Annotated in this window: 25 protein-coding genes and 3 pseudogenes; 9 read left to right on the top strand and 19 right to left on the bottom strand. The window is 59.3% G+C overall.

Annotated features, from left to right (window positions below; genetic code table 11):
• Nucleotides 1-296 precede the first annotated feature (296 nt).
• The 6 genes from NKH21_RS05535 to NKH21_RS05510 form a co-directional block, all read right to left on the bottom strand.
• Complete coding sequence (locus NKH21_RS05535; protein ID WP_352863427.1) at nucleotides 297-1,241, bottom strand: alpha/beta fold hydrolase; 945 nt, start codon at nucleotides 1,239-1,241, stop codon at nucleotides 297-299.
• 188 nt (nucleotides 1,242-1,429) lie between these two features.
• Complete coding sequence (locus NKH21_RS05530; protein ID WP_352863425.1) at nucleotides 1,430-1,870, bottom strand: VOC family protein; 441 nt, start codon at nucleotides 1,868-1,870, stop codon at nucleotides 1,430-1,432.
• A gap of 102 nt (nucleotides 1,871-1,972) precedes the next feature.
• Nucleotides 1,973-2,917: a Dyp-type peroxidase gene (locus NKH21_RS05525; RefSeq protein WP_352863423.1), complete on the bottom strand. Its 945-nt coding sequence runs from the start codon at nucleotides 2,915-2,917 to the stop codon at nucleotides 1,973-1,975.
• 152 nt (nucleotides 2,918-3,069) lie between these two features.
• Nucleotides 3,070-4,134: an alpha/beta fold hydrolase gene (locus NKH21_RS05520; protein ID WP_352863576.1), complete on the bottom strand. Its 1,065-nt coding sequence runs from the start codon at nucleotides 4,132-4,134 to the stop codon at nucleotides 3,070-3,072.
• Nucleotides 4,135-4,199: 65 nt separating this feature from the next.
• Nucleotides 4,200-4,439, bottom strand: coding sequence for a hypothetical protein (locus NKH21_RS05515; RefSeq protein WP_352863421.1), 240 nt, complete (start codon nucleotides 4,437-4,439; stop codon nucleotides 4,200-4,202).
• Nucleotides 4,440-4,506: 67 nt separating this feature from the next.
• Nucleotides 4,507-5,091 carry a glutathione binding-like protein gene (locus NKH21_RS05510; protein WP_352863419.1) on the bottom strand — a complete coding sequence of 195 codons (585 nt, stop codon included), beginning with the start codon at nucleotides 5,089-5,091 and terminating at the stop codon, nucleotides 4,507-4,509.
• An 858-nt stretch (nucleotides 5,092-5,949) separates the two neighbouring features.
• Here NKH21_RS05510 and NKH21_RS05505 point away from each other — a divergent pair.
• The 4 genes and pseudogenes from NKH21_RS05505 to NKH21_RS05490 all read left to right on the top strand — a co-directional run.
• Nucleotides 5,950-7,135, top strand: a pseudogene (locus tag NKH21_RS05505) (ABC transporter ATP-binding protein/permease); the annotation flags it as partial.
• A gap of 336 nt (nucleotides 7,136-7,471) precedes the next feature.
• Entirely contained in the window at nucleotides 7,472-7,834 is a 363-nt protein-coding gene (locus NKH21_RS05500) for an SPW repeat protein (RefSeq protein ID WP_352863574.1), read from the top strand.
• A gap of 267 nt (nucleotides 7,835-8,101) precedes the next feature.
• Entirely contained in the window at nucleotides 8,102-8,239 is a 138-nt protein-coding gene (locus tag NKH21_RS05495; RefSeq protein ID WP_352863572.1) for a LuxR C-terminal-related transcriptional regulator, read from the top strand.
• 568 nt (nucleotides 8,240-8,807) lie between these two features.
• Nucleotides 8,808-9,089, top strand: coding sequence for a PAS domain-containing protein (locus NKH21_RS05490; protein WP_352863417.1), 282 nt, complete (start codon nucleotides 8,808-8,810; stop codon nucleotides 9,087-9,089).
• Nucleotides 9,090-9,781: 692 nt separating this feature from the next.
• Here NKH21_RS05490 and NKH21_RS05485 read toward each other — a convergent pair.
• The 5 genes and pseudogenes from NKH21_RS05485 to NKH21_RS05465 all read right to left on the bottom strand — a co-directional run bounded on the left by NKH21_RS05485 (nucleotide 9,782) and on the right by NKH21_RS05465 (nucleotide 12,639).
• Nucleotides 9,782-10,192 carry a cupin domain-containing protein gene (locus tag NKH21_RS05485; protein WP_352863415.1) on the bottom strand — a complete coding sequence of 137 codons (411 nt, stop codon included), beginning with the start codon at nucleotides 10,190-10,192 and terminating at the stop codon, nucleotides 9,782-9,784.
• 120 nt (nucleotides 10,193-10,312) lie between these two features.
• Complete coding sequence (locus NKH21_RS05480) at nucleotides 10,313-10,588, bottom strand: hypothetical protein (RefSeq protein ID WP_352863413.1); 276 nt, start codon at nucleotides 10,586-10,588, stop codon at nucleotides 10,313-10,315.
• 121 nt (nucleotides 10,589-10,709) lie between these two features.
• The gene (locus NKH21_RS05475; protein WP_352863411.1) at nucleotides 10,710-11,468 is read right to left on the bottom strand and encodes an SDR family oxidoreductase; all 759 of its coding nucleotides are present in this window, start codon (nucleotides 11,466-11,468) and stop codon (nucleotides 10,710-10,712) included.
• Nucleotides 11,469-11,974: 506 nt separating this feature from the next.
• Nucleotides 11,975-12,178: pseudogene (locus NKH21_RS05470) on the bottom strand (DUF3788 family protein); the annotation flags it as partial.
• Nucleotides 12,179-12,390: 212 nt separating this feature from the next.
• Nucleotides 12,391-12,639, bottom strand: a complete 249-nt coding sequence (locus NKH21_RS05465) for a hypothetical protein (RefSeq protein WP_352863588.1) — start codon at nucleotides 12,637-12,639, stop codon at nucleotides 12,391-12,393.
• A 763-nt stretch (nucleotides 12,640-13,402) separates the two neighbouring features.
• On the opposite strand from NKH21_RS05465, the pseudogene petA reads away from it, so the two are divergent.
• From petA to NKH21_RS05445, 4 genes and pseudogenes are all read left to right on the top strand, one after another.
• Nucleotides 13,403-13,822: pseudogene (gene petA, locus NKH21_RS05460) on the top strand (ubiquinol-cytochrome c reductase iron-sulfur subunit); the annotation flags it as partial.
• A 17-nt stretch (nucleotides 13,823-13,839) separates the two neighbouring features.
• Nucleotides 13,840-15,129, top strand: a complete 1,290-nt coding sequence (locus NKH21_RS05455; protein WP_352863409.1) for a cytochrome b — start codon at nucleotides 13,840-13,842, stop codon at nucleotides 15,127-15,129.
• Between the two features lie 31 nt (nucleotides 15,130-15,160).
• Complete coding sequence (locus tag NKH21_RS05450) at nucleotides 15,161-16,708, top strand: mechanosensitive ion channel family protein (RefSeq protein WP_352863407.1); 1,548 nt, start codon at nucleotides 15,161-15,163, stop codon at nucleotides 16,706-16,708.
• Entirely contained in the window at nucleotides 16,705-17,613 is a 909-nt protein-coding gene (locus NKH21_RS05445) for a pirin family protein (protein ID WP_352863405.1), read from the top strand. Before NKH21_RS05450 ends, NKH21_RS05445 begins: the two co-directional genes overlap by 4 nt.
• A 95-nt stretch (nucleotides 17,614-17,708) precedes the next feature.
• On the opposite strand, the gene NKH21_RS05440 is transcribed toward NKH21_RS05445, so the two are convergent.
• The 8 genes from NKH21_RS05440 to NKH21_RS05405 all read right to left on the bottom strand — a co-directional run bounded on the left by NKH21_RS05440 (nucleotide 17,709) and on the right by NKH21_RS05405 (nucleotide 22,756).
• Nucleotides 17,709-18,140, bottom strand: coding sequence for a DUF1810 domain-containing protein (locus tag NKH21_RS05440; protein WP_352863403.1), 432 nt, complete (start codon nucleotides 18,138-18,140; stop codon nucleotides 17,709-17,711).
• A gap of 35 nt (nucleotides 18,141-18,175) precedes the next feature.
• Nucleotides 18,176-18,457 carry a GNAT family N-acetyltransferase gene (locus NKH21_RS05435; protein WP_027026545.1) on the bottom strand — a complete coding sequence of 94 codons (282 nt, stop codon included), beginning with the start codon at nucleotides 18,455-18,457 and terminating at the stop codon, nucleotides 18,176-18,178.
• A gap of 73 nt (nucleotides 18,458-18,530) precedes the next feature.
• On the bottom strand, nucleotides 18,531-19,355 hold the full coding sequence (locus tag NKH21_RS05430) for a sensor histidine kinase (RefSeq protein ID WP_352863401.1): 825 nt from the start codon (nucleotides 19,353-19,355) through the stop codon (nucleotides 18,531-18,533).
• Between the two features lie 120 nt (nucleotides 19,356-19,475).
• Entirely contained in the window at nucleotides 19,476-19,913 is a 438-nt protein-coding gene (locus tag NKH21_RS05425) for a CBS domain-containing protein (protein WP_352863399.1), read from the bottom strand.
• Nucleotides 19,914-19,972: 59 nt separating this feature from the next.
• Complete coding sequence (locus NKH21_RS05420) at nucleotides 19,973-20,620, bottom strand: HD domain-containing protein (protein WP_352863397.1); 648 nt, start codon at nucleotides 20,618-20,620, stop codon at nucleotides 19,973-19,975.
• Nucleotides 20,621-20,660: 40 nt separating this feature from the next.
• Nucleotides 20,661-21,059 carry a cupin domain-containing protein gene (locus tag NKH21_RS05415; protein ID WP_352863395.1) on the bottom strand — a complete coding sequence of 133 codons (399 nt, stop codon included), beginning with the start codon at nucleotides 21,057-21,059 and terminating at the stop codon, nucleotides 20,661-20,663.
• An 80-nt stretch (nucleotides 21,060-21,139) separates the two neighbouring features.
• Entirely contained in the window at nucleotides 21,140-21,898 is a 759-nt protein-coding gene (locus NKH21_RS05410; protein WP_352863393.1) for an SDR family oxidoreductase, read from the bottom strand.
• A 66-nt stretch (nucleotides 21,899-21,964) separates the two neighbouring features.
• Nucleotides 21,965-22,756 (bottom strand): alpha/beta fold hydrolase, encoded by a 792-nt coding sequence (locus tag NKH21_RS05405; protein WP_352863391.1) that lies wholly within the window; start codon nucleotides 22,754-22,756, stop codon nucleotides 21,965-21,967.
• Nucleotides 22,757-22,927: 171 nt separating this feature from the next.
• Here NKH21_RS05405 and NKH21_RS05400 point away from each other — a divergent pair, with 171 nt between their 5' ends.
• A complete protein-coding gene (locus NKH21_RS05400; protein ID WP_352863389.1) occupies nucleotides 22,928-23,374 on the top strand; it encodes a DUF680 domain-containing protein in 447 nt (148 codons plus the stop codon).
• Nucleotides 23,375-23,637: the final 263 nt, after the last annotated feature.

The following is a 23,637-nucleotide window of genomic DNA, read 5'->3' as shown; positions in this document are numbered from 1 at the left end:
ATCCGCTGATCGCGTCCGAGAGTCGATGTTCCTGTCGACACGACAGAGGTCAGCCGTGCGCCAACTGCTGACGCTCAGCGCGAAAACAATCAACGTCCTGTTAGGGCATACCAGACATTCAGTAGCTGACCGACCGCGCCTCGGCCGCCTCATCCCCTCCACATCGCAGAGCGGAGAGCGGCCTGCATATGCACTGCCAGGTCGAGCTCACCGCGCGCCTCGATCTCTAAAAGGTACCGAGCCTTGACGAGACGGTCCGCTTCACCCACCGCCGATCCGGGTTGATGAAAGGCTGCTCAGGGCTTATCAACGAAGGCCTGGACGAGTTGAACCGTTGCAGCAGGGTTTTCCTGCATGACCCAGTGACCGGAGTTCGGGATCAGCCCGGCGGTTACATCGGAAGCAGCGGCGCGCATGATGTCCGCCATTTGCATGCCGAGACCCTTTTCTGCGCCCAACGCCAGCACGGGCATCGCCAGCTTTCCGTGAGCGACCGCCCATGCCCGGTTATCTTTCGCATCCTGATCGAAGGCACGATATTGCTCGAACACAGAGTGCATTGCACCAGGGAGCGCATAAAGCGCGGCATAATGGCGTCGCGACCGCTCCGTGAAGTGCGCTGGGTCTGCCGAAAATTCGTTCCAGAAGCGATCGAGATAGATGCGCTCGCGCCCCTTCACGAGCCGCTCCATGTCGGGGCCACCAAAACGGAAATGCCAGGTCGCCGGGTTCTTTGCGATCTCATCCCATGGGCCAACCCCGGGGATCGGCGCATCAATCACTATGAGCTTGGCTACCCGGTCTGGATATTTCTCCGCAAAGGCGAAAGCGACCATGTTGCCAATATCATGCGCAACGACATCGGATTGCACGATCTTCAGTTTGTCCATCAACTCAGCAGTGTCGGTAGCCTGGCTCATCTTAGAGAAGCCGCCTGCCGGCTTCGACGATCGACCCATGCCCCGAAGATCAGGAACGATAACGGTATGATTTCGGACGAGGCTTGCAGCCAGCGGAGCCCACATATCACCGCTTTCGCCAAAGCCGTGGATCAGGATAATCGCAGGTCCGCTGCCGCCGATGCGCACGTGGATCGTCACGCCATGCGCCTCGATCTCCTCGGTGCGAAAGTCGGCTGGATAGGGCAGTTCCTGTGCCTGAGCGGGTGCGGACACCGCGAGCAAAGCAGCCGCCATGAAGGCGAATGGAAACTTGTTCAAAAGGCGATCGGGCAAGCTCATCTCCTACGGCAGGCCCTTTTTATATGGCGCCGGTGCCCTCGAGGCATCTATTCCAAGGCATTAGTTCCCCCCATAATGGTATGTCGCCACTTGGTGAAACGCCCTGGCGACCTGATGCATCGCGTGGGCAAGGGGTGCGGATCCCGTCTTCATGCCGGGACCGCTGCACGAGAAAATTACGATCGCCGTCAATTGGCGCTACCGCTGGTGAGGTGGAGGATGTTGCCATCCGGATCCTTGAACCAGATCACGCGAAGCGCGCCCCTTACGTGAACTCCGTCGATTACCCGGTCAAAGCCCTCGGGATATTCGTCGAGCGCCACCCCCTTTGCACGCAGGTCCGCGGCGATCATCTCGACTTCGTCGGCTACCGCCCAGATGACGGCATTTGCTCGATTGGTACCGGCGTAATCGCTGAGATAGACATTGAGCTTCGTTGCACCGGTTCCGAAGACGAAGCCGTTGCCGTGGTCGGCGAGAAGCGGCAAGCCGAGGATACTCTCGTAGAAGGCCCTAGCCCGAGCGAGATTGGCGCACGGCACAATCGCCGACGATGCATGATCCTTGAGCATGTCCGTACCTTTCAAATCAACGGCTATGGGCACCGGAGGGACGTCGTCTTTCAACAAAACCCAATCGTTTCCTTAAAGGGTGGTTTGCCCACCATATCTTCGTATGTTCTCAAATTCGGTGGCCGCCCGACGGGCCGGGCCAGCAATCGAGGTGACCGCTTACTCCTTGGCAACGTTTTCGAGGAATGTCGCCGACGGCACGAAGAACAGAGTGCCGGTGACGGCGCGGCTGAAATCCAGCAGGCGGTCGTAGTTGCCTGGCGGCCGGCCAACGAACATGTTCTCCAGCATCTGCTCTATTCTGCGCGGCGAACGGGCGTAGCCGATGAAATACGTGCCGAACTCACCCTTGCCGACGTCGCCGAACGGCATGTTGTCGCGCACAATCTGCAACTGCTCTCCGTCCTCGACGATCGTGGTCAGCGCATTGTGCGCGAAGATCGGTTTCACGGCATCGTCGAGCTCGATGTCAGAGATCTTTTTTCTGCCGACAATCCCCTCCTGCTGCTCGATGGGAAGCGTGTTCCAGCCTTTCAGATCGTGCAGGTATTTCTGCACGATCACGTAGCTTCCTCCCGCAAAGGAGGGGTCCTCCTCGCCGATGATCGCCGCCTTGACGGCGTCGTGATCCACCGGGTTTTCGGTCCCATCGACGAAACCCATCAGGTCGCGGTCATCGAAGTAATTGAAGCCGTGCACCTCATCCGCCACCGATACCGCGCCATCGAGCCGCGACATGATCTGTGTCGCCAGTTCGAAGCAAAGATCCATCCGGGCGGCCCGGATGTGAAACAGGATGTCGCCTGGCGTCGAGACAGCGTGATGCTGGCCATGGATCTCGCGAAATGGATGCAAGTCCTTCGGCCTGGGCGCTCCAAAGAAGCGGTCCCACGCTTCAGACCCAAACGCCATGACACATGACAACCGACCCTCGAGGTCGCGGAACCCAACTGCGCGCAGGAGCGCGGAGAGATCGCCACACAAGGCGCGCACGGCCGCGTCATGTTCGGGCCCGGATTTGATCGTCACGACGAGAAATATTGCGGCCCGCGTCAGTTGCGTGACGACCGGTTGCGAAACAGCAGATGGCACAGTTGAATCCACGATAGATCCTTTCGATACATCACTCGGAACTCCGCTGAGTTGACGGCAAAAGCGCGGAAATGCCGAGTTGCGATTTGCCCAGTTCGAGGCAAGCCCAGGATCAGCTCCGCGACCAGCCGATCATCAGCTTGCCTCACCAGTATCTGCCTGCCTCATCGGTATTCGCCGACGTCGATGACCGCTTGGGCGAAGGCCTGCGGGGCTTCCTGCGGCAAGTTATGGCCGATACCGCCAGTGATGATCCGGTGGTCGTATCTGCCTGAAAATTTCTTGGCGTAGGCGCTGCTGTCGGGATGGGGTGCGCCATTGGCATCACCTTCGAGTGTGATGGTGGGCACCGTGATCAGGGGACTTTCGGCCAGCCGTTTTTCCAGGGCGTCAAATTCCGGCTCGCCTTGTGCCAGGCCGAGCCTCCAGCGATAATTGTGGATGACGATGCTGACGTGATCCGGGTTGTCGAGGCACGCTGCACTGCGATCGAACGTGGCGTCATCAAAGTCCCACTTCGGCGAGGCGATCCGCCAGATAAGGTTTGCGAAGTCTCGCCGGTATTTTTCATAGCCGGCCCGACCGCGTTGCGTGGCGAAATAGTATTGGTACCACCATTGGAGCTCCGTTTTCGGCGGCAACGGCATTCTGTTTGCCGCGAGACTGCCGATCAGATAGCCGCTGACCGAGACAAGGGCTTTGCAACGCTCAGGCCAGAGCGCTGCGACGATGCAGGCCGTGCGCGCGCCCCAGTCATAGCCGGCGATGATCGCATGGCTGATCTTCAGCGCATCCATTAATTCGATGACATCGACAGCCAGCACAGACTGCTGGCCGTTGCGGGCCGTCTGACTGGAAAGAAAGTGTGTCGTGCCATGGCCGCGTGCATACGGAATGATCACGCGATAGCCCGCCATCGCCAACAACGGAGCGACGTCGACAAAGCTGTGGATGTCGTAGGGCCAGCCATGAAGGAGGATAACCACGAGACCGTCGGGCGGACCCGCCTCAGCGTAACCGACATTCAGGACGCCAGCGTCGGCTTGCCTGAGCACTGCGAAGGAAGCGGCCGTCGACCGCTCTGTCGTTGCTCCATCCAACCCTGAAACAGGTCGTGCCTGAGCTGTGAGAACTGTCGTGAACTGCGTAGCAGCCAGACCGATCGCCGCGGCGCCGACAAAAGCCCTGCGAGATCGATCGATCTCTTTCGGCGGTTCTGCATTTTCCATTGTTGCAACCTCTTTCCAGGGCAAGATCGGATGCCCTGCTGTTTGACGCAGCTTTGGCATCACCTTCATTCATCGACTTGGCAGTGCCAGGCTGCATGCCGTGGCAATCGTTCAGGACGGCCGGGCGTGAGTGACGCCACCACCTGAAGTTTGACGCCCTTGCCGGGCAACGTAGGAACCTGCTTTTGTACGTGCGGGAAGACGATGCTGAGTGGCGCCTCGGCCTCCATCTTTAGAAATTCGGGACGTAACCCATCGCCGCGCCCGGCAGCGATCAGGTGGAGATTCTGCAGCAACGCAAGCATGAATAGCTCCTCTGTTGTATGCCTTGGCTCAAGGGCGATAGGACGCGCCACCGGCCAACTTCCGCAGTTAGACGAGACCCTCACGAACCATCGCGGCGCGAACAGCCGGACGGGCCGCAATTCGGGCGTGGAGCGCTTCCAAAGGCGCGGGAACGGGGACTTGGAAGCGGGCGGCCCAGAGCAACATCACGAAAAGATAGAAATCCGCGACGCTGGGTTTGTCGCCGAACAGATAGTCGGTCTTGAGTTCGTCCGAGAACAGGCCGAGTTGCGTCGTAATCGTCGCGCGCGCCTTGGCCTTTTCAGCATCGCTGCCTTGGTGCCACATGGGCTTGAAGCTTCGGTGTATTTCCGTGGAGACGTAGGTCAGCGCTTCGAGAACGCGCGTACGGCCCATTGGCCCTTCCACTCCCAGTGCCGGGTATTGCGACGCGATCCAATCGAGGACGGCGATGTTTTCTGTCAGCGTTTCCCCGCTATCCAGCACGAGGGCTGGAACATACCCCTTGCGCGTCACGGTGGTGAAATCCTCCCCGGAACCGGTCCGCTTGGTTTTGAGATTGACGGTTTCGCGCTCGAAGGAAGCACCAGCCTCCTCCAAGGCGATGTGGTCGGCCAGGCTGCAGGCGAGAGGGCTGTAGTAGAGTTTCACGGTCTTTCCCTTTCTGAAATCCCGATGACGTTTCGAAAAATTGGCTGTCGTCGGGCGGAAGGCTGCTCAGTGCGATGCGCCGGTCGTCCTTGCAGTCGGCATCCACGCCGTCGGCATCCACGACGCTCCACAGAACTCGCACTTGGCGGTGGGGATGGCTACGACACCGACTGCTAGCCGTGCCTATGCCGAGGTATCGGTCGAGCTGAAACATTGTTCCGTGGTTGCGGCACGCTCAACGCCGAGCGTCTCGGCTCAAATCAGGAATGGGTCAGGAGGAACCAGAGTCCCCGCCCTCCTGGACATGGCGCGCTCGACAGTCCGACCACTCCTTCGCTCGGGAGACCATAGACGAAGGTGTCGGAAGCGCGTGCCCTTGGCACGATGGCTCACATCCTGCCTTGGTTGGCATATTTCAAGCTGACACGCGGCGCGAAGACCGAAGCGTGGATTTGCGCGAAGCGCCGCCGACGCAATGAAGCAGCTTTTTTTCAAAGCCAGGAGTCATCATCATGCCGGAGGTGACCATTATGGGTCCGGCGCCGATCCGCAGATGTCTGCGACCGACGCAGTGCATACGGCATCGAGCAAAAAAGCAGACAAGAACGCCGGCGTACCGCAGACCGTCCGCAGGCCGATCAGTCCCAAGTAAGAATCTGGCCGGGGCAACCGGGGCTATTAACCGGCGGGCATTGATTTCAGGACCGGGCGAGGCCTCGGTCTTTCCGCCGTCTCAACCGGCAAACGGCATTCCCAACCCTGGCCAGCACGGTAACCGCGACGAACCCGCTCGCAATCCGAGTTCGCGGCACGTCTGTGGCGCCGATGTGACCCGCCTCGTGAGCATGGATCTCATGTATGGTTGACCAAGCGGACGACAACTCCGGTGTCAAGATGGCCGCCGTCTCGGTCGAGGCCAGCAGCCTCGGCGACCAATTGGCGACGATCCATCTAGGTTTGAAGGCATCGCCGGTCCGTAAGTGGCTGCTCTGGACGTCGGTTGGGATCGTGGCAGTCATTGGCGCGACATCGATCGGCCAGGTCGTGCTCAACAGCTGGAACCAGCCCTTCTACGACGCGCTGGCGCGCCGCGACTTGCCGGTTCTCCTATATCAGCTTGTGATCTTTGCCCTTATTGCCGGCAGCCTTCTGGTGCTCAATATTAGCCAGGTCTGGCTTAACCAGATGATCCGGCTGAAGCTGCGCGAGGCGTTGACGCTCGACCTGATCGACCAATGGATGCACCCGGCGTCGGCGTTGCGATTGACAAATGCCGGTGCTATCGGCGTCAATCCCGATCAGCGCATGCAGCAGGACGCCGCGCATCTTTCCGATCTGTCGACGGACCTCGGGGTCGGGCTGCTGCAGTCGTTCATCCTGCTGGCGTCTTTTGTTGAGGTGCTCTGGCGGGTTTCTTCTGGCTTCGTTTTCCACATTGGCGGTTATCCCTTGGCGATACCAGGTTACATGGTGTGGGCGGCGCTGCTTTATGCCGGCATAGCATCGCGGCTGAGTTGGCTGGTGGGGCGCCCGCTGGTCAACCTCGACGGTGATCGTTACACACGGGAAGCGGAACTGCGCTCCTCCTTGGTGCGCATCAACGAAAATGTCGATGCCATCGCGCTCTACCATGGCGAGGCCGACGCTAAGCGACGGCTCGAAATGGACCTCAGTGCGGTGCTGACAGCAATGCGGCGCATCTACACCGCCCAGATCAACCTGTCATGGGTGACCAACACTTACGGCTGGATTGGCATCGTGGTCCCAATCCTTATCGCGGCACCTGTGTATTTCTCGGGCCAGATAGGATTCGGCGGACTGATGATGGCAGTCGGCGCGTTTAACCAGATGAATTCTTCGCTGCGCTGGTTCATCAACAACGTCGGCAGCATCGCCGACTGGCGCGCCACGCTGATGCGTGTTGCCGATTTTCGCATCGCGCTGAATAAGACCGACGTGGTGCACGACATGAAAAAGCCCATCGAAGTCGGCGACAATGCCGATGGGCCTGACCCCCGAGAAACTTGAGACCTGCTGTCCCGAATAGAAGGGCAAGCAGCCTCTTCTCGCCGCTGGACACTCCCCTCACGGATTGCTTTGAGAGTAAGGACAGACGTCAACTTACACGGTCTGCTAAATGCTATTGGCCGGGCAACGTCTTTGCTCCTCGGAGCGGAGGAATGCCACTTGGCATGTATGCTGGGGATCGCACATCCCTGACGAGCTGTGACCGAGCGCATCGATATCTTCTACAATCATCGCGCCCGGAGGCCCTAGACTTTAGCATCGACGAACAGGTGCCTGCGTAGAATTGGCGGGTACCTGGGACTGCCCCATTCTCCGCGTACCGGCCACCTCCGTGGCACGGCTGAAGAAGGAGATGAAAATGAGAAATGATGCACCAAACAAGGGGTTGGAATGGACCAACCTTATTCTCGGCGCAGGCTTGGCCTGCGCCGCAATCATGTTCGTCGGGCTACCTGCTGCGGCTTGGGACGCTGGGGTCGTGGGCGCGCTGATTGTGTGCAGCTCTGCCGTGGCCCTCTACCGCTACGGGGACTGGGCGGAATGGTCCAACCTCACCTTGGGGTGCTGGGCGGTGGTCGCTCCATTCCTGCTCGGGTTCGGATCGGCGCAGGGGCCGATGTGGACGCATGTCCTGGTCGGGGGTTGCGTAGGGACAATAGCTGCGGCGCAACTCGTGGCAAGTCGCAGGGCGCAAGCCCATTCGAGCCCCAACTAACTCTGTTGCCCGGAGGGCGCCGCGGCGCGGCGATGGGAGTTTCGGCTTGCCTCCTACGCCTCGGCGCCTCCAATGCTGCTGCACGGCTGCAGCGCTCAAACCAGATGGAGCCCTATACTCAGGCTAAGTCTGTCTAAAAAAACCTCCATGCCTAATAATCCTTTGTCGTGTTGCACTGGCCTCAATGCTTCCGTGACGTCAGATATTGAGGAGAAGTTGTCGTTTTCCTCAGCCCCGGATTCGTGGTCTCCGGCGCGATAAAAGGAGATTGCGGTCGATCTTGGTTTTAGCGAAGTGACTGTGAACGTTCATCGGACCAATGTGATGAAGAAGAAAAAGGCGCGGTCCGTCTCACATCCATTCAACGATTGTCAGCCGCCTCCAACCTATTTCAGTGCCAGTTGAAGATGGCTTCGGCTGCTGGGAAAGCAGTCGCAGAATCGGTAAAAAAAACGGGGCGCTTTGCGAACTGAGTAGACGCGGCCACGATGACAGGTCGGCCGGGGAACCGCATCCAAAAGGTCTCAGATGGAACTAACCTCATCGCGGCAGCGCGCCCCCATGGCTGCCGCGATTAGCGTTGGATGCGTTTTGGTTACGCTTTCAACCCATGAGCCATCCGACCTGTTGGTCGTGGTCGCAATTGTCTGCGTTTGCATGGGCTGGAAGGCGGGATTGGGTGCGGTAGCAGCCGCCAGCTTGCTGTCAGCGGCTATCTGCTGTCGCCGGAATACGTCACAGAGAACGGTCTTGCTCGGTTCGCGGCGTTTGTTTCGGGGCGTTTGCACTTTGGCTGGTGGTAAGAATCTTCGGGACCATCAGCTTCTATGACCGGCTTTACCAGGGCGCCGGGTCGGGCATCGCCGATATTCCGGGCATCGCCTGGTCCGCCTGTCCGGACGGACGCCTTCGGTTTCTCACTCCCGCAGCCCTTGGGTACATTGGCGTCACGGTCGAGGAAATGCGCGAGATCATGGATGCCGACGACTTTTCTTGGTGGCGGAAATTTGTCCATACCGACGATGTCGAGGCGAGCATGGCGCAATGGCGCCACAGCCTAAAGACGGGCGAGCCTATGATCGAAGAAAAGCGTTTGCGCCGGCTCGATGGCACCTATCTGTGGTTTCGCGATACCGGTGTTGCCTCGCGCCATGACCAGGGGCGAATCTTCGGCTGGCATCGCCACACCGAGGACATCGACCGGCGCAAAGCGGAGACCGCGCTGCGAAGGAGCGAGAGGAGTTCAGGCTGCTGATCGATACGGTGCCCACGATGATCTGGCTGATGACGCCGGCGGGATTGCCGTACTATTTCAACAAACTGTTCGCAGACTGGGCGGGCATCAGTTCAGCCAAGGGAGGAACCGCGAGGCACGCGGCAGTTCGCCTCGCATGTGGAGTTGTTCCATCCGGATGACCAGGCGGGCGTCAACGCCGTGCTTCAGAAGTCATTGCCCGGGGAGAGCCACTCCAGCACAGAGGTCGGCTGTGCCGGAAGGATGGCGAATATCTTCGCGCTTCGAACCGTTGCGCGACGAAGACGAAACAATCCTTCGCTGGTACGGCGTCAACTTCGACATCGACGACGAGGTCCGCGCGCAGGAATCACTGCGTGGTGTACGAGCGGCTCGCGCGCCCTGCGCGCCGCCAGCGGAGATCATCTCCCGGACCGCACGACACGAGCGGGCTGGACATGAGGGCGGACGCTGGGGGCCTGCGATATCGGGCTGGTGAGGTGGCGGATGAGGTCGGATTCGCTTAGCACGCTAGCCACCGCTCCGTTTTCGCCGCATACAACGACAAGGCCAATGCCAGGCTTCGAAAGCGAAAGCGCCGCGGCTTGTACCGCCGAGTTGGCCTCGATCACCATAAGGCGAGCCTTTGTCAGCGCGTTGAGTTGTTCGATGTGCATCAAAGTCCTCCGAGATCGCCCTACCTTCCGTCGACCTCACTTTTCGAAGGTCGTCAAGTTTGTGTCGTCTGTATCGACGACGAACACGGCAAGCAATCGAGCAGGCTCGGTGGTGCTGGCATTTCCGCTGACGCCGTGATGATCACCGGGGAACTCGGACCAACTGTCGCCAGTCCGATAGGTGGTCACTGGCCCGTTATTGACCTGGCTGCGGATCGCGCCTTCCAGAACCGTTGCGAAGATAAAGGCCGACTTCGCGTGAGTATGTGACGGGGAGCTACCGCTAGGCCCATACTCGACCAGCACGGCACGCATGCTCTTGCCGGGCACATTCGGGAGTTGGTGGTCGTAGACCATAGTCACCTTTGCGCCTGAAGAATCGTCGGCCTTGGCCCCGGTAGCAAAAACAGCTGCAAGAGCAGCGGTACAGAGGATGGTCTTAATCATAGGTTTGGTTCCTTGTTTGCGATGAGGTGAAGAAGGGATCGCCGGCCGATGGGAGGGGCGGCCGGCGATCAGGCTCTTGCCGGGGGAAGCGGCGTGAGCCTATGACCTGATGAAGGCGAGCTATGTCGAGCTGGGTCGGCCAATGCATTGACTGGAAAGAAGCGGGGGTTGGTTCTCGCGCTGATCGCGCAAAACCAATTTGCCGTTGCTTCTTCGGCCCCGCATTACAGCCGTTCTGTCGGCTTTTGCCATGTAGCGGCCCTCAGTCAATGTTTCGATGAAACGCGACGCCTGCCAGTATTTTGGCCACGGGCCGGCGACATATTTCTCGTCTTTGTAGACAAAGAAGACAGAGTAGCCGTTGGCGTCCGCTTCCTTCTTTACGCGGTATGTCATTTTATCTGCCTTACACGCTGCTTGAACTTTCGTGCTAAATTGGAAAGCAACTTAATTTGGTTGCTCAACGGAGATCCGATCTTGAGGCAACCGATGCGTCGAGCGGCACGCAAATCACAGATCAGTTCCGCTGGAGCTGGGCGTGGCCGAACCAGTCTTCGAAGTCCGTTGCACCGATGCGCGGATGGTCGCCTGGCACGAGGGAGCGATCGTTAAGTTCCGTGCCAAAATAGCGTGCGTGGGGATCCGCTGCTACTTTACGCGGATCGTTCGTTGCCTTCAGAAATCTCGCAACGAGGTCGCTCATGCGGATCGGCTCTGGGCCCGCAATCTCGATCACGCCATTGACCGGTGGCGAAAGCGCCACGTCCGTCATGATGTCCGCGACGTCGTCAGACGCGATTGGTTGAAAATAGGCACTTGGGACTGTCGTGATGTCCCCGATAGTACCCGACTGGGCAATGCCGCTCAGGAATTCGAAAAACTGCGTCGAGTGGACGATCGTGTATGGGATTGCGGAGCCTCGGATCAGTCTTTCCTGGGCCATCTTGGCGCGCATGTAGCCGCTATCAGGCAGACGCTCGGCGCCTACGATCGAAAGGGCGATGTGGTGCTTCACGCCGGCGGTTTTTTCTGCTGCGAGCAAGTTCCGGCCAGAGGTCTCGAAGAACTCCAGAACGGCCTTGTCCTCGAAAGAGGGCGAATTCGCCAGGTCGATGACGACCTGCGCTCCCGCAAGCGCTTCGGAGAGACCCTCGCCGGTGATCGTGTTGACGCCGCCGTTAGGTGACGCTGCGAGCACATCATGGCCCTTCTTACGCAGCCTCTCGACTGTCTTCGAGCCGATCAGCCCGGTTCCACCAATAACAACGATCTTCATGACGTACTTCCTCGGTTCGTGATTCGGGTTCGATTTCTGATCGAGCGGCCAAGTGGCCGGCGCATCGCTTGTCTTCGTTCGAGACAGTGCACCGGGGCTGCCGGTCCAGGCTATCGACCGGAAGCATCTGTCATGCGATGCGAAGGTCTAGGACGAATGCATCCGTCGAATGGGGATTCTTGTCAGCAGGGAGACAGCGACTTGAGGTACTAGCTAAGCCGGCATGCCGCCCGGGACCGGTCAGGGCCATCACCATTAAGGTCGGCCGAGAGGCCGCTTCGGCCGGCCGCAAGTTGCTCTTCGACCGCACTGAGGCGCATTCTGGTCAGGCAGCTTTGGGGCCGTTTGCTGTCCGATCGGCTATTGCCGAGGGACGAGTAAAGCCGCCGTTCGGCTCACGACTTTGTTGTCGCCGTTCGGGGCGCTTCGGTGGCCGCCGGAATCCGCCATTGGTTCGGTTTCCGACGGACGGCAGAGCAGGAGCCGAAATCACACTGTTCGCTGTTGCGCCAGACATAACGCCGCCCCTCAAACTTCTCTCGTTCTGCTCCCCCCATGACCACGACAGCCGAAAACCGCCGGTATTCCGGCACCAAGGTGCAGAACGCCCTGGTCTTCTTGTAGCGCAGGGACCAACCGCGGTTCTTGCCACCGTAGAGCCAGTCCGGCGCGAAAACTCCAGGGTAGACTTCTTTGATAGCCTTTCGGACGTGCATCTCGGAACGACCGGAACGGGCCGAGAGCCGATCGGCAGCTTGGTCGAAGAGATTGCGCTCGGGAACGCGATTTCCCCGCCGCTATGGAGCGACATCGGCTGCGAGGACTTGCAGCGAAACAAAATACTGCCGATCAGATCATTATGAGCAACTGGGGGCTAATGCCTCTATCCGCTTGGGATTGATACCGACTCGGGTGCACGACTCTAGAAGTGAGCGTTAAGTTTGTTGCGCCACGCGCGTCCCTGGCGCCACAGTTCATGAATCAGCGACCCCAAATACACGAGGCGGCGCCTCAGATGTTGGCCAGCGTAGCCAGCATCGCGATAGTCTGTAATGTAGGTATTGACACCGCGGGGCGTGGACGCCGCTTCAACCTCGTGGCCCTTGCTTTGTAACTTTTTGACAGTGCTCGCTCTGATGTAATGTGAGCCACCGATGACTACAATTTTCATATCGAGTCTCCAAATCTGAGAGCGCTCGCACGACGATGCGCTATCTGCGGACGGCGGCCCCGAAACAACATGAGCTTTCACGAGTACACGACCCGATTTGTCTCAACTCCGATAGAATCTGCTACCAAGGTACAGCCAGCGCAGGTGCACCCAAACTGGCGTCGGCAACTGCCATCGCCGCAGCGCTAACCGTCGTCAATTTCGTCGTGCGTGCCTTTGTTTTCCAAACGCAGATGACATTCCGCTGATTTGTTGTTGTCCGGGCGGAAGCCTGCATGGCCCACGCGCTAGCTATCCTTGCCAGCAACCTCCAAGACGATTGCATCAGGAAACTTGCATCTGCCGGGGAGGGACGGCCATCACACCGACAGCCAGAGGTGCCTATGCCGAGGTATGATCGGGCTGAGCGATTGTTCTGTGATTGCGGCGTGAACAATGCCGGATCTGAGGAACGCTAACCGGAGAATTCAGAAACCCGGTGACCATTCATGGCCTCCTCGACAGTCCGGCCAGTCCTTCGCTCAGTAAATCATGACCGAAAGTATTGGACGAACGCGCCCTAGGCACGATGGCTGATGTCCCACCATGGCCGGCATATTGAACCCGACGCTACGCATTCGAAAAGCCACGGCCGTGTCCTGCCTTTGCTCGATGCCGCCGACGCGCTGAAGCAGCTTTCCCAACGCCAGGAGTCCTCGTCATGGCCGACCTTTCCGAACCCGAATCCGGCAGCGCCGAGCACACATTGCCCGCCGACGCGCCGGCAGCCGTCGAGGTTGACGTCTCCTCGGTTGCGCCGGGAATGTCGCTGGTCGTGCAATGGCGCGGCAAGCCCGTGGTCGTACGCAACCGCACCGAGCAAGAGATGAAGGACGGCCAGGCGGTCAAGCTCGCTGAGCTCAAGGATCCAATCGCCCGCAATGCCAATTTGCCCGCCGACGCGCCGGCGACCGACGCAAACCGCACTGCGCCAGGTAAGGAAGCCTGGATAGTGATGGTCCAGGTCTGCACGCATAGCGGCTGCATCCCGGTTGGCCAGCAGGGCGATTTCGGAGGCTGGCTCTGCCCATGCCATGGTTCTCAATACGATAGCGCCGGACGCATCCGTAAGGGTCCAGCGCCGGAGAACATGTTGGTGCCGGCGTTCCAGTTCATTTCCGACACCAAGATCCGTATCGGCTGAAGCATAGGCAGGTTACCATGAGCGACAAACATTCGACATATGTGCCGAAAACCGGCATCGAACGCTGGTTGGATGCCCGCCTGCCGTTGCCACGGCTGGTGCATGATTCCTTCATCGTTTATCCCGTCCCGCGCAACCTGAATTATGCCTATACGTTCGGCGGCATTCTCACGGTCATGCTGGCTTCGCAGATCATAACAGGTGTCGTGCTGGCGATGCATTACGCGCCCGACACGGGGCTGGCTTTCAATTCGGTCGAAAAGATCACGCGCGATGTAAATTCTGGCTGGCTGCTTCGCTCCCTGCATTCGAACGGAGCATCGTTCTTCTTCATCGCCGTCTATCTCCACATCTGCCGCGGGCTCTACTACGGTTCGTACAAGGCGCCGCGCGAGTTTCTATGGGTGCTCGGCTGCACCAATCTGCTGTTGATGATGGCGACAGCCTTCATCGGTTATGTGCTGCCCTGGGGCCAGATGTCATACTGGGGCGCTACCGTCATCACCAACTTCTTCACGGCAATCCCGCTGGTCGGCAACTGGATCCAGCAGCTGCTGCTCGGCGGCTTCGCTGTCGGCAATCCGACGCTGAACCGTTTCTTTGCACTCCATTATCTGCTGCCATTCATGCTTGCAGGCGTGGTGACCTTGCATATCTGGGCGCTTCACGTGGTCGGCCAAAACAATCCGACAGGGGTTGAGGTGAAATCCAAAACCGATGTCGTCGACTTCACGCCCTACGCCACCGTCAAGGATGCGGTCGGCATCATCGTGTTCTTGTTTTTCTTTGCCTATTTCGTCTTTTATCTGCCGAACTTTCTTGGCCATCCGGACAACTACACGGTGGCCAACCCACTGAAGACGCCCGCGCATATCGTGCCGGAATGGTACTTCCTGCCGTTCTACGCAATCCTGCGGGCCATCACCTTCAATGTGGGACCGATCGATTCCAAACTTGGTGGGGTGCTGGCGATGTTCGGCTCAATCGCCGTGTTGTTCCTGGTGCCGTGGCTCGACAGCTCCAAGGTGCGCTCGGCGGTCTATCGGCCCTGGTACAGGCTGTTCTTCTGGATATTCGTGGCCGACGCGCTCTTTCTCGGCTGGCTCGGCTCACAGCCGGCGGAAGGCGCGTACGTGGTCATGTCCCAGTTGGCGACACTCTACTATTTCGCATTTTTCATCATCGTCATGCCGCTGCTTGGGCTGATCGAGACACCACGTCCTTTACCGCATTCGATCACCGAAGCGGTCCTCGAAAAGAACAAGGCGCCCGGTCCGGAGATCCGACATCCGTCGGAAGGGCGCTGAACATTGCGAACATGCTCGATCTGGATCCGTCATGAACTGGTGGGACTCGCCTCTGGTCTACATCGTGTTGATCGGCCTCGCCGCGATCGTCGTTTGGGCCCTCATCCCCAGACGTTTCGCCAATGCGAGGCTGATCGTCCAGCTTGGCTTTTTCCTTGCCATGTCGATTCTCGTTCTCGACCTGCGCGTTGTCCCGTACGAACCTGCGGGGGGCGAAGAGGCAAGCGGCGGAGCGATCCTGATCGGGTCGGTCAAGCTGCTCTGGTGGGTTCACCTTGCCTGGGCGCTAATCGGATTTGTTCGTATTTATCTTGTCTTCGAGCGAAAGCCGCGCGAGGCACGTCTCCTGCAGGACGTCGTGGTCGGCATCGTCTACACCGGAATGCTGCTGTCGATCCTGGCGTTCGTCTTCTCCGTGCCAGTCGGAACGTTGATCGCCACCTCTGGGGTATTTGCCGTCATCCTGGGACTGGCGCTCCAGAATACGCTTGCCGACGTATTTTCAGGAATCGCGCTTAACCTCGGTCGCCCTTACGTGCTTGGAAACTGGATTGTCCTGAGCGACGGAACAGAAGGGCGCGTTGTCGAGACCAATTGGCGGTCGACCAACCTGCTTACCCCAGCCCACAATGTCGTTGCGCTGCCCAACAGTTTTCTCGCCAGGATGGGAGTGACGAATGTCAGCGGTCCAGACGAGAGCCATGGACTCGCGGTGACCGTCAAAGTGGCGCCAACGAAGACACCGGCGATCATCCTGGATACCATGCGTTCCGTCCTGCTGAGTTGCAATTCGATCATCCAAGATCCTTCGCCTTCGGTTGCCATCAGAAGCCTGGATGCTGCGGCAATCGAAATTGAGCTCTCGTTTCGCGTCGCAAGTCTCGACCAGCGAATTAGCGCTCGGAACGAAGTTTTCGATCTCATCTATCGCCATTCAAAGTCTATCGGCATGCTGCTGGCTGAGCCGCTTTCGGCGTCGATTGCCATGACCAGCCGCCCAAGCGACGATAAGGCAGCCTCTGGCAGCTTCACCCCGATCGAACTGATCAAGTCCATACCGATTTTCTCGGCGCTGACGGATGCCGAGCAAGAGGCGCTTGCCGCGACGACCTCGGTCCGCAGCTACCGCAAGGGCGATATCATCGCAAGGCAGGGAGAGATGCTGCCGTCCCTCATGATTGTTCGGACCGGCGTCATCGCCCGGCAACGTGGCCAGGACGATGCTCACCCCCAGGAAATCGGCCGGCTCGCACCGGGCGACTTCTTCGGCGAGACAGGCTTGCTCGCCGGGATCGGCGAGGAGTCGACATTGCGGGCAATGACCCATGTCGCGGTTTATGAGATAGACCAGAGAAGCATCGCGCCGCTGCTGCTCGCCAGGCCTGAAATGGCCGAAGATCTTGCCGCGATCCTGGCGACGAGGGTGTCGGCCTTCGGCGACAGCGGCATTCCGGGACACCAGCACGCGAGCTCCAAATTCGCGCTCCTTACAGCCATTCAGGCAGCCTTTCGCGCCGCTCCGTTCAAGCATGCTGGAGCGCCTGGCCGAGAGGTCAAACAGAAGGATCAACATCCATGACCATCCGCCAAGGCCATATAGCGGGCATCGAGGCACTCATCCAGCCGAGCGTCCGTGAGTTCGCGGACGGATTGAAGGTACGGCGTTTGTTGCCCTCCTCGAACCGCCTGATGATCGGGCCCTTTGTCCTGTTCGATCATTTTGGTCCGGCTGTATTCGACGCGGGTCGCGGTTTCGACATGGGACCGCATCCGCATATCGGCGTTGCGACTTTGACCTACCTGATCGATGGAGAGATCGTTCACCGGGACAATCTCGGCGAAGTGCGGACCATCCGTCCCGGTGAGGTCAACTGGATGACGGCCGGGTCGGGCATCGTCCATTCCGAGCGCACGCCGCCAGAACTCCGAGCGTCGGGGGGCAATCTCTTTGGCGCTCAGGCGTGGATGGCCCTTCCCTCCCAGTACGAAGAAATTGCGCCCAGCCTTGCGCATTACGGCGCTCCCGAAATCCCGAGGATCTGTGCCGACGGGGTCGAGTTCACTTTGATCGCTGGCGCATCCGACGGCCTGGTCTCGCCGGTAAGGACCTTCTCCGACATGGTCTATGCCGAAATTGTGCTGACGAGCGGCGCGCGATACCAAGTGAAACCCGAACATGTCGAGCGCGCGATCTACGTTGCCGCCGGCGAGGTTGGGATTGTCGGCCAGGACGGGACGTTCCATGAGGCCGATTTGATAGCTCTGGCGCCCGGCACCGAGATCGTGCTCCAGGCGCCTGCCTTTCATGCGGCAAGACTGATGCTGATTGGGGGCGAGCCGCTTTCGGAACCACGTCACATCTACTGGAACTTCGTTTCCTCTTCGGCCGAACGGATCGTGCAGGCGAAGATGGATTGGCGCGAAGGCCGCTTCCCCGGCGTGCCGGGCGAGCGCGAATTCATACCCCTGCCAGACGACACCTGAGCGTGGGAATGACGTAGTGATAGTTCACCGGTGCGCACTTTGGCTGCCGCCATTCCCCACCCCAGCGCCCACAAGAATGCCTCTCGTTGGCGACGCTACGATGTCGGGTAGAGTTCGATCATTGTTTCCTCGTCGAGCAAACCGTCGAACCACACGTCAAAGATGGTCTCGAGCAGGAACTCGTCGTTGCTCGCTTCGGAAAAAAGCGTCAGAGAGGCGTGTAATTTCTTCGCGTCTAGATCACCGAAGACAGCGTGAGCGCTTGAGCCGGAGAGCCGTTGCAGTGCCCCGATACATTCCCGATAACGATCTCCCAGTATCGGAGATGAGAGATAGGCGCTCGCTTCGTCGAGCGATGTGATCGCATATGGTGCAGGCGCAGCGTCGCTTCGGTTGACAGCCAACCTTGGGAAGATGAACTCCATGTAGGACGTGCACATCATTCCTTGGCGCAGAATACCTAGCGCGTCTTCATAGACAGCGTCCTGCGCTCTGACGAACCTCTGCAAATCATATTCGTCGCTCATTTCAGATGATGCCTTTTTTCGCAACCAGCCTGTACCTATCCGTCGACGACATCGGCATATTCCGGCTGCTTTGCGAAGAACCGGCTCATGAAGGGGCATTTCAAGATCGCTTTTCGGCCGGTTTTGCGCAGCAGTTCAAACGTACCCTGAGCCAATCGCGTTGCGATCCCCTGTCCGGAAAACTCCGACGGGACTTCGGTGTGTATGAGAACAATCTTCCCGCTCTCGATCCTGTAATAGGCCGCAGCGAACAGTTCATCGGCGATCGGCAACTCGAAACGATGCTGTTGAGTGTTCTCGATGACTTCCGTATCCATCTTTAACTCTCGATTGTACACTGGTTGGTCGGTATTGGTGGTTGCCGAGGCAGGTTGATCGGTCGTTGGCCCTCTATCGTATTGCGGGCAGCCGCAACGTCACGGCAGTGCCCGACCCGAGCTCGCTTTCGATGTCGACACTTCCCCCCGCCTCCTCGGCGAAGCGCTTCACCATTGGCAGCCCAACGCCGCCGAGGCCTCCACGTTTCGTAGTGAAGAAAGGATCGAATGCGCGCACCATAGTCTCGCTGGTCATTCCAATTCCGTTGTCGGCGACACGAACATCTATCCGACCACCCGTGGAACTTTCGGGCGCCAACGCGGCATCGATCGAGATCAGACCGCCGTCAGGCATTGCATCGCGTGCATTGAACAGAAGATTCAGAACCGCATTTTGAAGTCCAATCGGATCGCCCTTTACCTGAGGCAGATCGGAGCCAACTCGAACCTCGAGGCGCAAATTGGCACCCCAAGCGCTTCGAACGACGGATTCGACCTCAGCCAGGCAGGCGCCCACGTCCGCATGCTCGATTTCGGCGTGGATATCTCGGGCTACGCCGATGGTCTGCCTGACAAGGCCGCCAGCTCGTTCCAAGGCCGTTTTGGCGCCGGCAATTACAAGCCCAAGATCTGGAGCCGCCGAGACGTTCGGGTCGCGAGCCAAATGGTTCAACGCCGATGAGGCGACCTGGATGAGATTGCCAAGGTCATGAACAATGCCGGCGGTCGATATCTGCACGGGTAGGCCGCTTCGCGGAACATCGGCAGGCCGGTCGAAGACATCTTCCTTTAGGCGTGACATTCCATTCCCCCGGTTGCTCGGTCGACTCTTGGTTGCTGGAAGAAGCTTAAATGAAGGGCATCTGTGGTCGATTGGGTCGAGGAAGAGGGCGAGCAATACCGCGGTATATGTCTTGCTATCGCGGCGCGGGGCCCAGCGATCATGTTGACGAGCACGAGGAACAAGACATCGCCCGGATGGGGCTGCTGTGGCCTTGTCCGGTGCCTTGCTCCTGCATCACTGGTAGCCGATCCCGCCGATGTAGTTGGCCAGGAGTTGCTCCTGGAGCTCCTCTTGATCGAAGAGCGCCTTCATTGCATCACGGATATCAAGCACGCCTATAGGCTTCTGGTCCGCCCCAAGTACCGGCACGTTCTGAAGGCCCCGCGCGGCCATCGTCTGCCAGACTGAATGGACGTCGTCATCGGGACCGCAAGAGACGATGGATCGGCTCATCAACGTCGCAACGGGCGCTTCTGTTGGCCCTGAATTGGCCAGATGGCGGATGATATCGGACTTGCTCAGCACACCTGCGGCCTCCCCGTTGCCGTGGCACACGACGACCAGGCCTGTTGCTGGTTTGGAAAGCGAGAGTGCGGCACCGCGAAGCGGAGCGTCGACATCGATCACTGAGAGGCGGGCCGACGTTATTGGATGCAGACTGTCAATGCGCATGACGCCCTCCTGAAAGCGCCTCGCGGCCACAGCGGGGAGGCTGGGGTTCGATGTTTTCCTCACTCCTGGAAGGGAGCATTCATCACGGAATCAACTGCCGAAGGAGCCCTGTAGCCGGGGACAAAGCGTTCGCCAAAATCCCGGGCAAAGTTGTCGTAGGTGGTTTCGCGACTGACATCCGCGATGTGGCAAAAGCATCTCGTCATCCGCCGCTTCATTCCAAGCCGCGGGAATTCGCCAACTATCCTTGCCATCTCTGCGGAAGAGATAAGCTTGTACTGCAAGCCGACGACGTCGAGGCAGATGCCGGCAGTGCACAGCGCCACCTCGGCTTCCTTGTAGAGGCCGATCGACGGCGTCGAGTTGAGGGCGACGCTATCCCAGATCAGTTGAGCGCGACGTTCGTCGAAGCCCCCGTCCCGGACGAAAGTTCGAGCCAGATCGGCGCCTTCCAGCTCGAAACGGCGAGGTCCGGCGAAGGACCCATTGAGCGTGATGTCATGCAACAGGGTTCCGACAGCGACAACTTCCGCGTCGTGCTCGACATTCTGAAGCTGCCCGATCCTGGCCGCGAAAAGCCAGGATCGGACGACGTGATTGAACAAGTAGGGTTCACATCGCTGACGAGCATATTCGATCGCTCGGCCAACAATCGGCGTGTCGGGGACCGAAACGCCTGCAAGCGTGCGCCTGGCAGTCCCATCCATGTCGGTGACCTTTCCTTTACGGCCGACGATCAGCCCGATTTCATTTCGGGTATGTCGTCAGGTTCTTCTCGTTGGTATCGACAACGAAGATCGCAAGCAGGCGGGCGCGTTCCGTCTTGCTGGCGTTCTCGCTCACCGCATGACGGTCGCCGGGAAATTCCGAGAAACTTTCGCCGGCACGATAGGTCTTCACCGGTCCATCATTGACCTGGCTCCGGATCGCCCCCTCGAGCACCGTCGCATAGATGAACGCGGATTTGGGATGGGTATGCGCCGGCGATGTACCGCCCGGTGCGTACTCGACGAGCACCGCTTTCATGCTCTTGCCGGGCACGTTTGGAAGAGCCTGGTCGTAGACAAGCTTTACGTCCGCGTCATCGGCTCTCGCCGCGGTGACCGAAGTGGCAATGAGCGCTGCGCATAGAAGTGTCTTGATCATGTCTGGTCTCCTTGTTGGAATATGCGTGGCTGGGGAACGCCGATCCGATTGGTCACAAGACCGGCGTTAGCTTTGTTTGTTTATGTCGGCGGTGTGTACCGGCTGAGCCAGTCATCGAAATGCACGGCGCCGATGCGCGCGTTCTCGCCGGGAACAAGCGTTCGATCGTCGATCGCCACTTGACCGTAGTAGAGAGCACCAGGATCAGCGACGACTTTGCGGGGGTCGTTGGTGGCCTTCAAAAAGCGACCGACGAGTTCGCTCATGCGAACGCGCTCCGGGCCGGCAATTTCGGTCGTGCCGTTCAACGGAGTGGCAAGCGCGACGTCCGCCATTGCGTCGGCGACATCATCGGCCGCCATGGGTTGGAAGTACGCCGGTGACATATGGATGGTATCGCCGACGGCGCCGGTGTTTGCGATGGCGGCCGTGAATTCGAAGAATTGTGTGGCGTGGACGATCGTATATGGGATTCCGGATTCCTTGATCAGTTTTTCCTGGAGCAATTTTCCGCGGAAATAGCCCATGCCCTGCAGCCGGTCGGTGCCGACGACTGACAATGCCACGTGATGACGGACGCCGGCGGCGGCTTCCGCTGCAAGAAGATTACGCCCGGACGCCGCGAAGAATTCCAGCGCGGCCTTCTCCTCGAACGACGGCGAGTTCGCAAGATCGACGACGACCTGCGTCCCGGCGAGCGCGGCGGCCAGCCCTTCTCCCGTGACGGTGTTCACTCCGGAGTTCGGCGACGCCGCAAGCACGTCGTGTCCCTTTTTCCGCAGCCTCTCCACAGTCTTTGAACCGATCAGCCCGGTTCCGCCGATGACGACGATATTCATTTTCGAAACTCCTGTTTGGGCGTGTTGATTTTGCGTTGTTGATCGGATGCCCGTGTTTTTGACCAGCTACTGACTGGCCGATGCAGCAGCATCCTCGATAAGGGACGTGACCTCGTCTGGGTGCGAGACCATCAAGGCGTGGGAGGCACCCTCGACGACGACGGTTTTTACGGCATGCGCGCGCTTGGCCATGAAGCTCATGACGGCTGCGGGGATATTTCGGTCGTCCGTGCCGTAGATCATGTAAGACGGCAGCGTCTTCCATGAGGCAACGCCCGAGGGTTCGGCCAGAGCTGCCTGCGCGACGGGACGTTGAGTGGCTGCCATCAGGGACGCCTGCTCTTCCGGGACGTCGGCGGCGAACTGGGCGCGGAACTTGTCGGCCTGGATGAAGAGGTCCTGGCCGCCGGCAGGCAATGCGACCGGAACAATCGCACTGCCCAAAGTGCTGCCGGGGAACATGCCAGAAAGCGTCAGGCTCGATTCACCGGTCTCCGGTGCAAATCCTGCCACATAGACCAGGGCCTTCACATTGGCATTGCCATTGGCGGCCTCGGTGATGACGGGTCCGCCATACGAATGACCCACCAGAACGACCGGCCCGGAAACCGTCCGGACGATGGCCGAAACCGCCGCCGCATCACTGGCGACGCTGCGAAGCGGATTGGCTGCTGCTATCGCTACATAACCGTCGCGTTTGAGCCTCGTGATGACTGCATCCCAGCTCGACGACTCGGCGAAGGCGCCGTGCACCAGCACGACGGTCGGCTTGGCCTTTGGGCCGACCGGCTGCGCCATCGCGGTGCTCGATACGGCAACTGCCGCTGCGAGCGCCAGGATCCTAGTAATGTTCGGCATTTGCTTTCTCCTTTGCGGCCCTTCATGACCTATGCGCAGAAGAATGCGCCGACCCCGCGCGTCGACCTATTGTGCGGAATGGTCAGTCATATGATGCCAAAGTCCAGGGTAGGTCATCGCTGAGACCAGGTGACCGGTGGCACGCTGCAGAGTGCCGGGCGGCGGCTAACAATGATCGATGAAGCGGCTGCTTCCAAACACCACTCCGCCACGACGAATGTTCAGCGCAGAGGCAAGGCTGCCTCCCGTCAACGACATTGTTCGCTGCTATTGGCTTGCATCGCCCAATGCCAACGTATGGGTCACACAGCCGGATCGTCTAATCGTCTCGTGGGAGCGAGACTTTATATTTGGATGGGTGAAGACCACCAAGCTAACAATGGAGTTAATAAAATGAAAATGACAGCTCTTGCTGCCGCCGCTCTTGTTTTTACAGCAGGAAGCGCAATTGCCGGAAGCGACCACTATGGATCAAACGAGGGCAAGAAGCCTGCAACTGCATCTGACAACACGTATACCTCCTCGACCAGAAAAATGAACAACGATGCCGGCGTGCCCAAAACCGTACGCAAGCCTGTTTTCAACGACGAATATGGCCAAGGCATCTGGGGTCACTGATCCTGACCGACACAAAATTTAAGGGGCCGGGGCGCGACCTCGGCCCTTCGTGGTATCTGAGTTACTTCCTTGAGAGGTGAACCGACTTCTGCCAGCCGATCCCTCAGTAAGCGTCCGTGACGGCTTGTATCGGCTTAATTTGTACCACCGCGACGAACGTTCTCGCCTTCGATCCGGCTCCCACCGCGCGACGCGGTCGACGTCACCGCCGATCCTAGCGTTCGGATTCGCTCCCCGGTGGGTGGAATAAGGGCGTGGCGACG

It is taken from the genome of Mesorhizobium sp. M1329 (genome assembly GCF_040318035.1).
In the GTDB taxonomy this organism is placed as follows: Bacteria; Pseudomonadota; Alphaproteobacteria; order Rhizobiales; family Rhizobiaceae; genus Mesorhizobium.
The sequence above is the reverse complement of the archived record's forward strand: the minus strand, read 5'-3'. Positions and strand labels throughout refer to the sequence as shown.

Coding starts and splice junctions, on each gene's coding strand:
- NKH21_RS05535 (WP_352863427.1), bottom strand. CDS start 1,241: ATGAGCTTGCCCGATCGCCTTTTGAACAAGTTTCCATTCGCCTTCATG.
- NKH21_RS05520 (WP_352863576.1), bottom strand. CDS start 4,134: ATGGAAAATGCAGAACCGCCGAAAGAGATCGATCGATCTCGCAGGGCT.
- NKH21_RS05515 (WP_352863421.1), bottom strand. CDS start 4,439: ATGCTTGCGTTGCTGCAGAATCTCCACCTGATCGCTGCCGGGCGCGGC.
- NKH21_RS05500 (WP_352863574.1), top strand. CDS start 7,472: ATGAAAATGAGAAATGATGCACCAAACAAGGGGTTGGAATGGACCAAC.
- NKH21_RS05490 (WP_352863417.1), top strand. CDS start 8,808: ATGGATGCCGACGACTTTTCTTGGTGGCGGAAATTTGTCCATACCGAC.
- NKH21_RS05485 (WP_352863415.1), bottom strand. CDS start 10,192: ATGATTAAGACCATCCTCTGTACCGCTGCTCTTGCAGCTGTTTTTGCT.
- NKH21_RS05480 (WP_352863413.1), bottom strand. CDS start 10,588: ATGACATACCGCGTAAAGAAGGAAGCGGACGCCAACGGCTACTCTGTC.
- NKH21_RS05475 (WP_352863411.1), bottom strand. CDS start 11,468: ATGAAGATCGTTGTTATTGGTGGAACCGGGCTGATCGGCTCGAAGACA.
- NKH21_RS05465 (WP_352863588.1), bottom strand. CDS start 12,639: ATGAAAATTGTAGTCATCGGTGGCTCACATTACATCAGAGCGAGCACT.
- NKH21_RS05455 (WP_352863409.1), top strand. CDS start 13,840: ATGAGCGACAAACATTCGACATATGTGCCGAAAACCGGCATCGAACGC.
- NKH21_RS05450 (WP_352863407.1), top strand. CDS start 15,161: ATGAACTGGTGGGACTCGCCTCTGGTCTACATCGTGTTGATCGGCCTC.
- NKH21_RS05445 (WP_352863405.1), top strand. CDS start 16,705: ATGACCATCCGCCAAGGCCATATAGCGGGCATCGAGGCACTCATCCAG.
- NKH21_RS05440 (WP_352863403.1), bottom strand. CDS start 18,140: ATGAGCGACGAATATGATTTGCAGAGGTTCGTCAGAGCGCAGGACGCT.
- NKH21_RS05435 (WP_027026545.1), bottom strand. CDS start 18,457: ATGGATACGGAAGTCATCGAGAACACTCAACAGCATCGTTTCGAGTTG.
- NKH21_RS05425 (WP_352863399.1), bottom strand. CDS start 19,913: ATGCGCATTGACAGTCTGCATCCAATAACGTCGGCCCGCCTCTCAGTG.
- NKH21_RS05420 (WP_352863397.1), bottom strand. CDS start 20,620: ATGGATGGGACTGCCAGGCGCACGCTTGCAGGCGTTTCGGTCCCCGAC.
- NKH21_RS05415 (WP_352863395.1), bottom strand. CDS start 21,059: ATGATCAAGACACTTCTATGCGCAGCGCTCATTGCCACTTCGGTCACC.
- NKH21_RS05410 (WP_352863393.1), bottom strand. CDS start 21,898: ATGAATATCGTCGTCATCGGCGGAACCGGGCTGATCGGTTCAAAGACT.
- NKH21_RS05405 (WP_352863391.1), bottom strand. CDS start 22,756: ATGCCGAACATTACTAGGATCCTGGCGCTCGCAGCGGCAGTTGCCGTA.
- NKH21_RS05400 (WP_352863389.1), top strand. CDS start 22,928: ATGATCGATGAAGCGGCTGCTTCCAAACACCACTCCGCCACGACGAAT.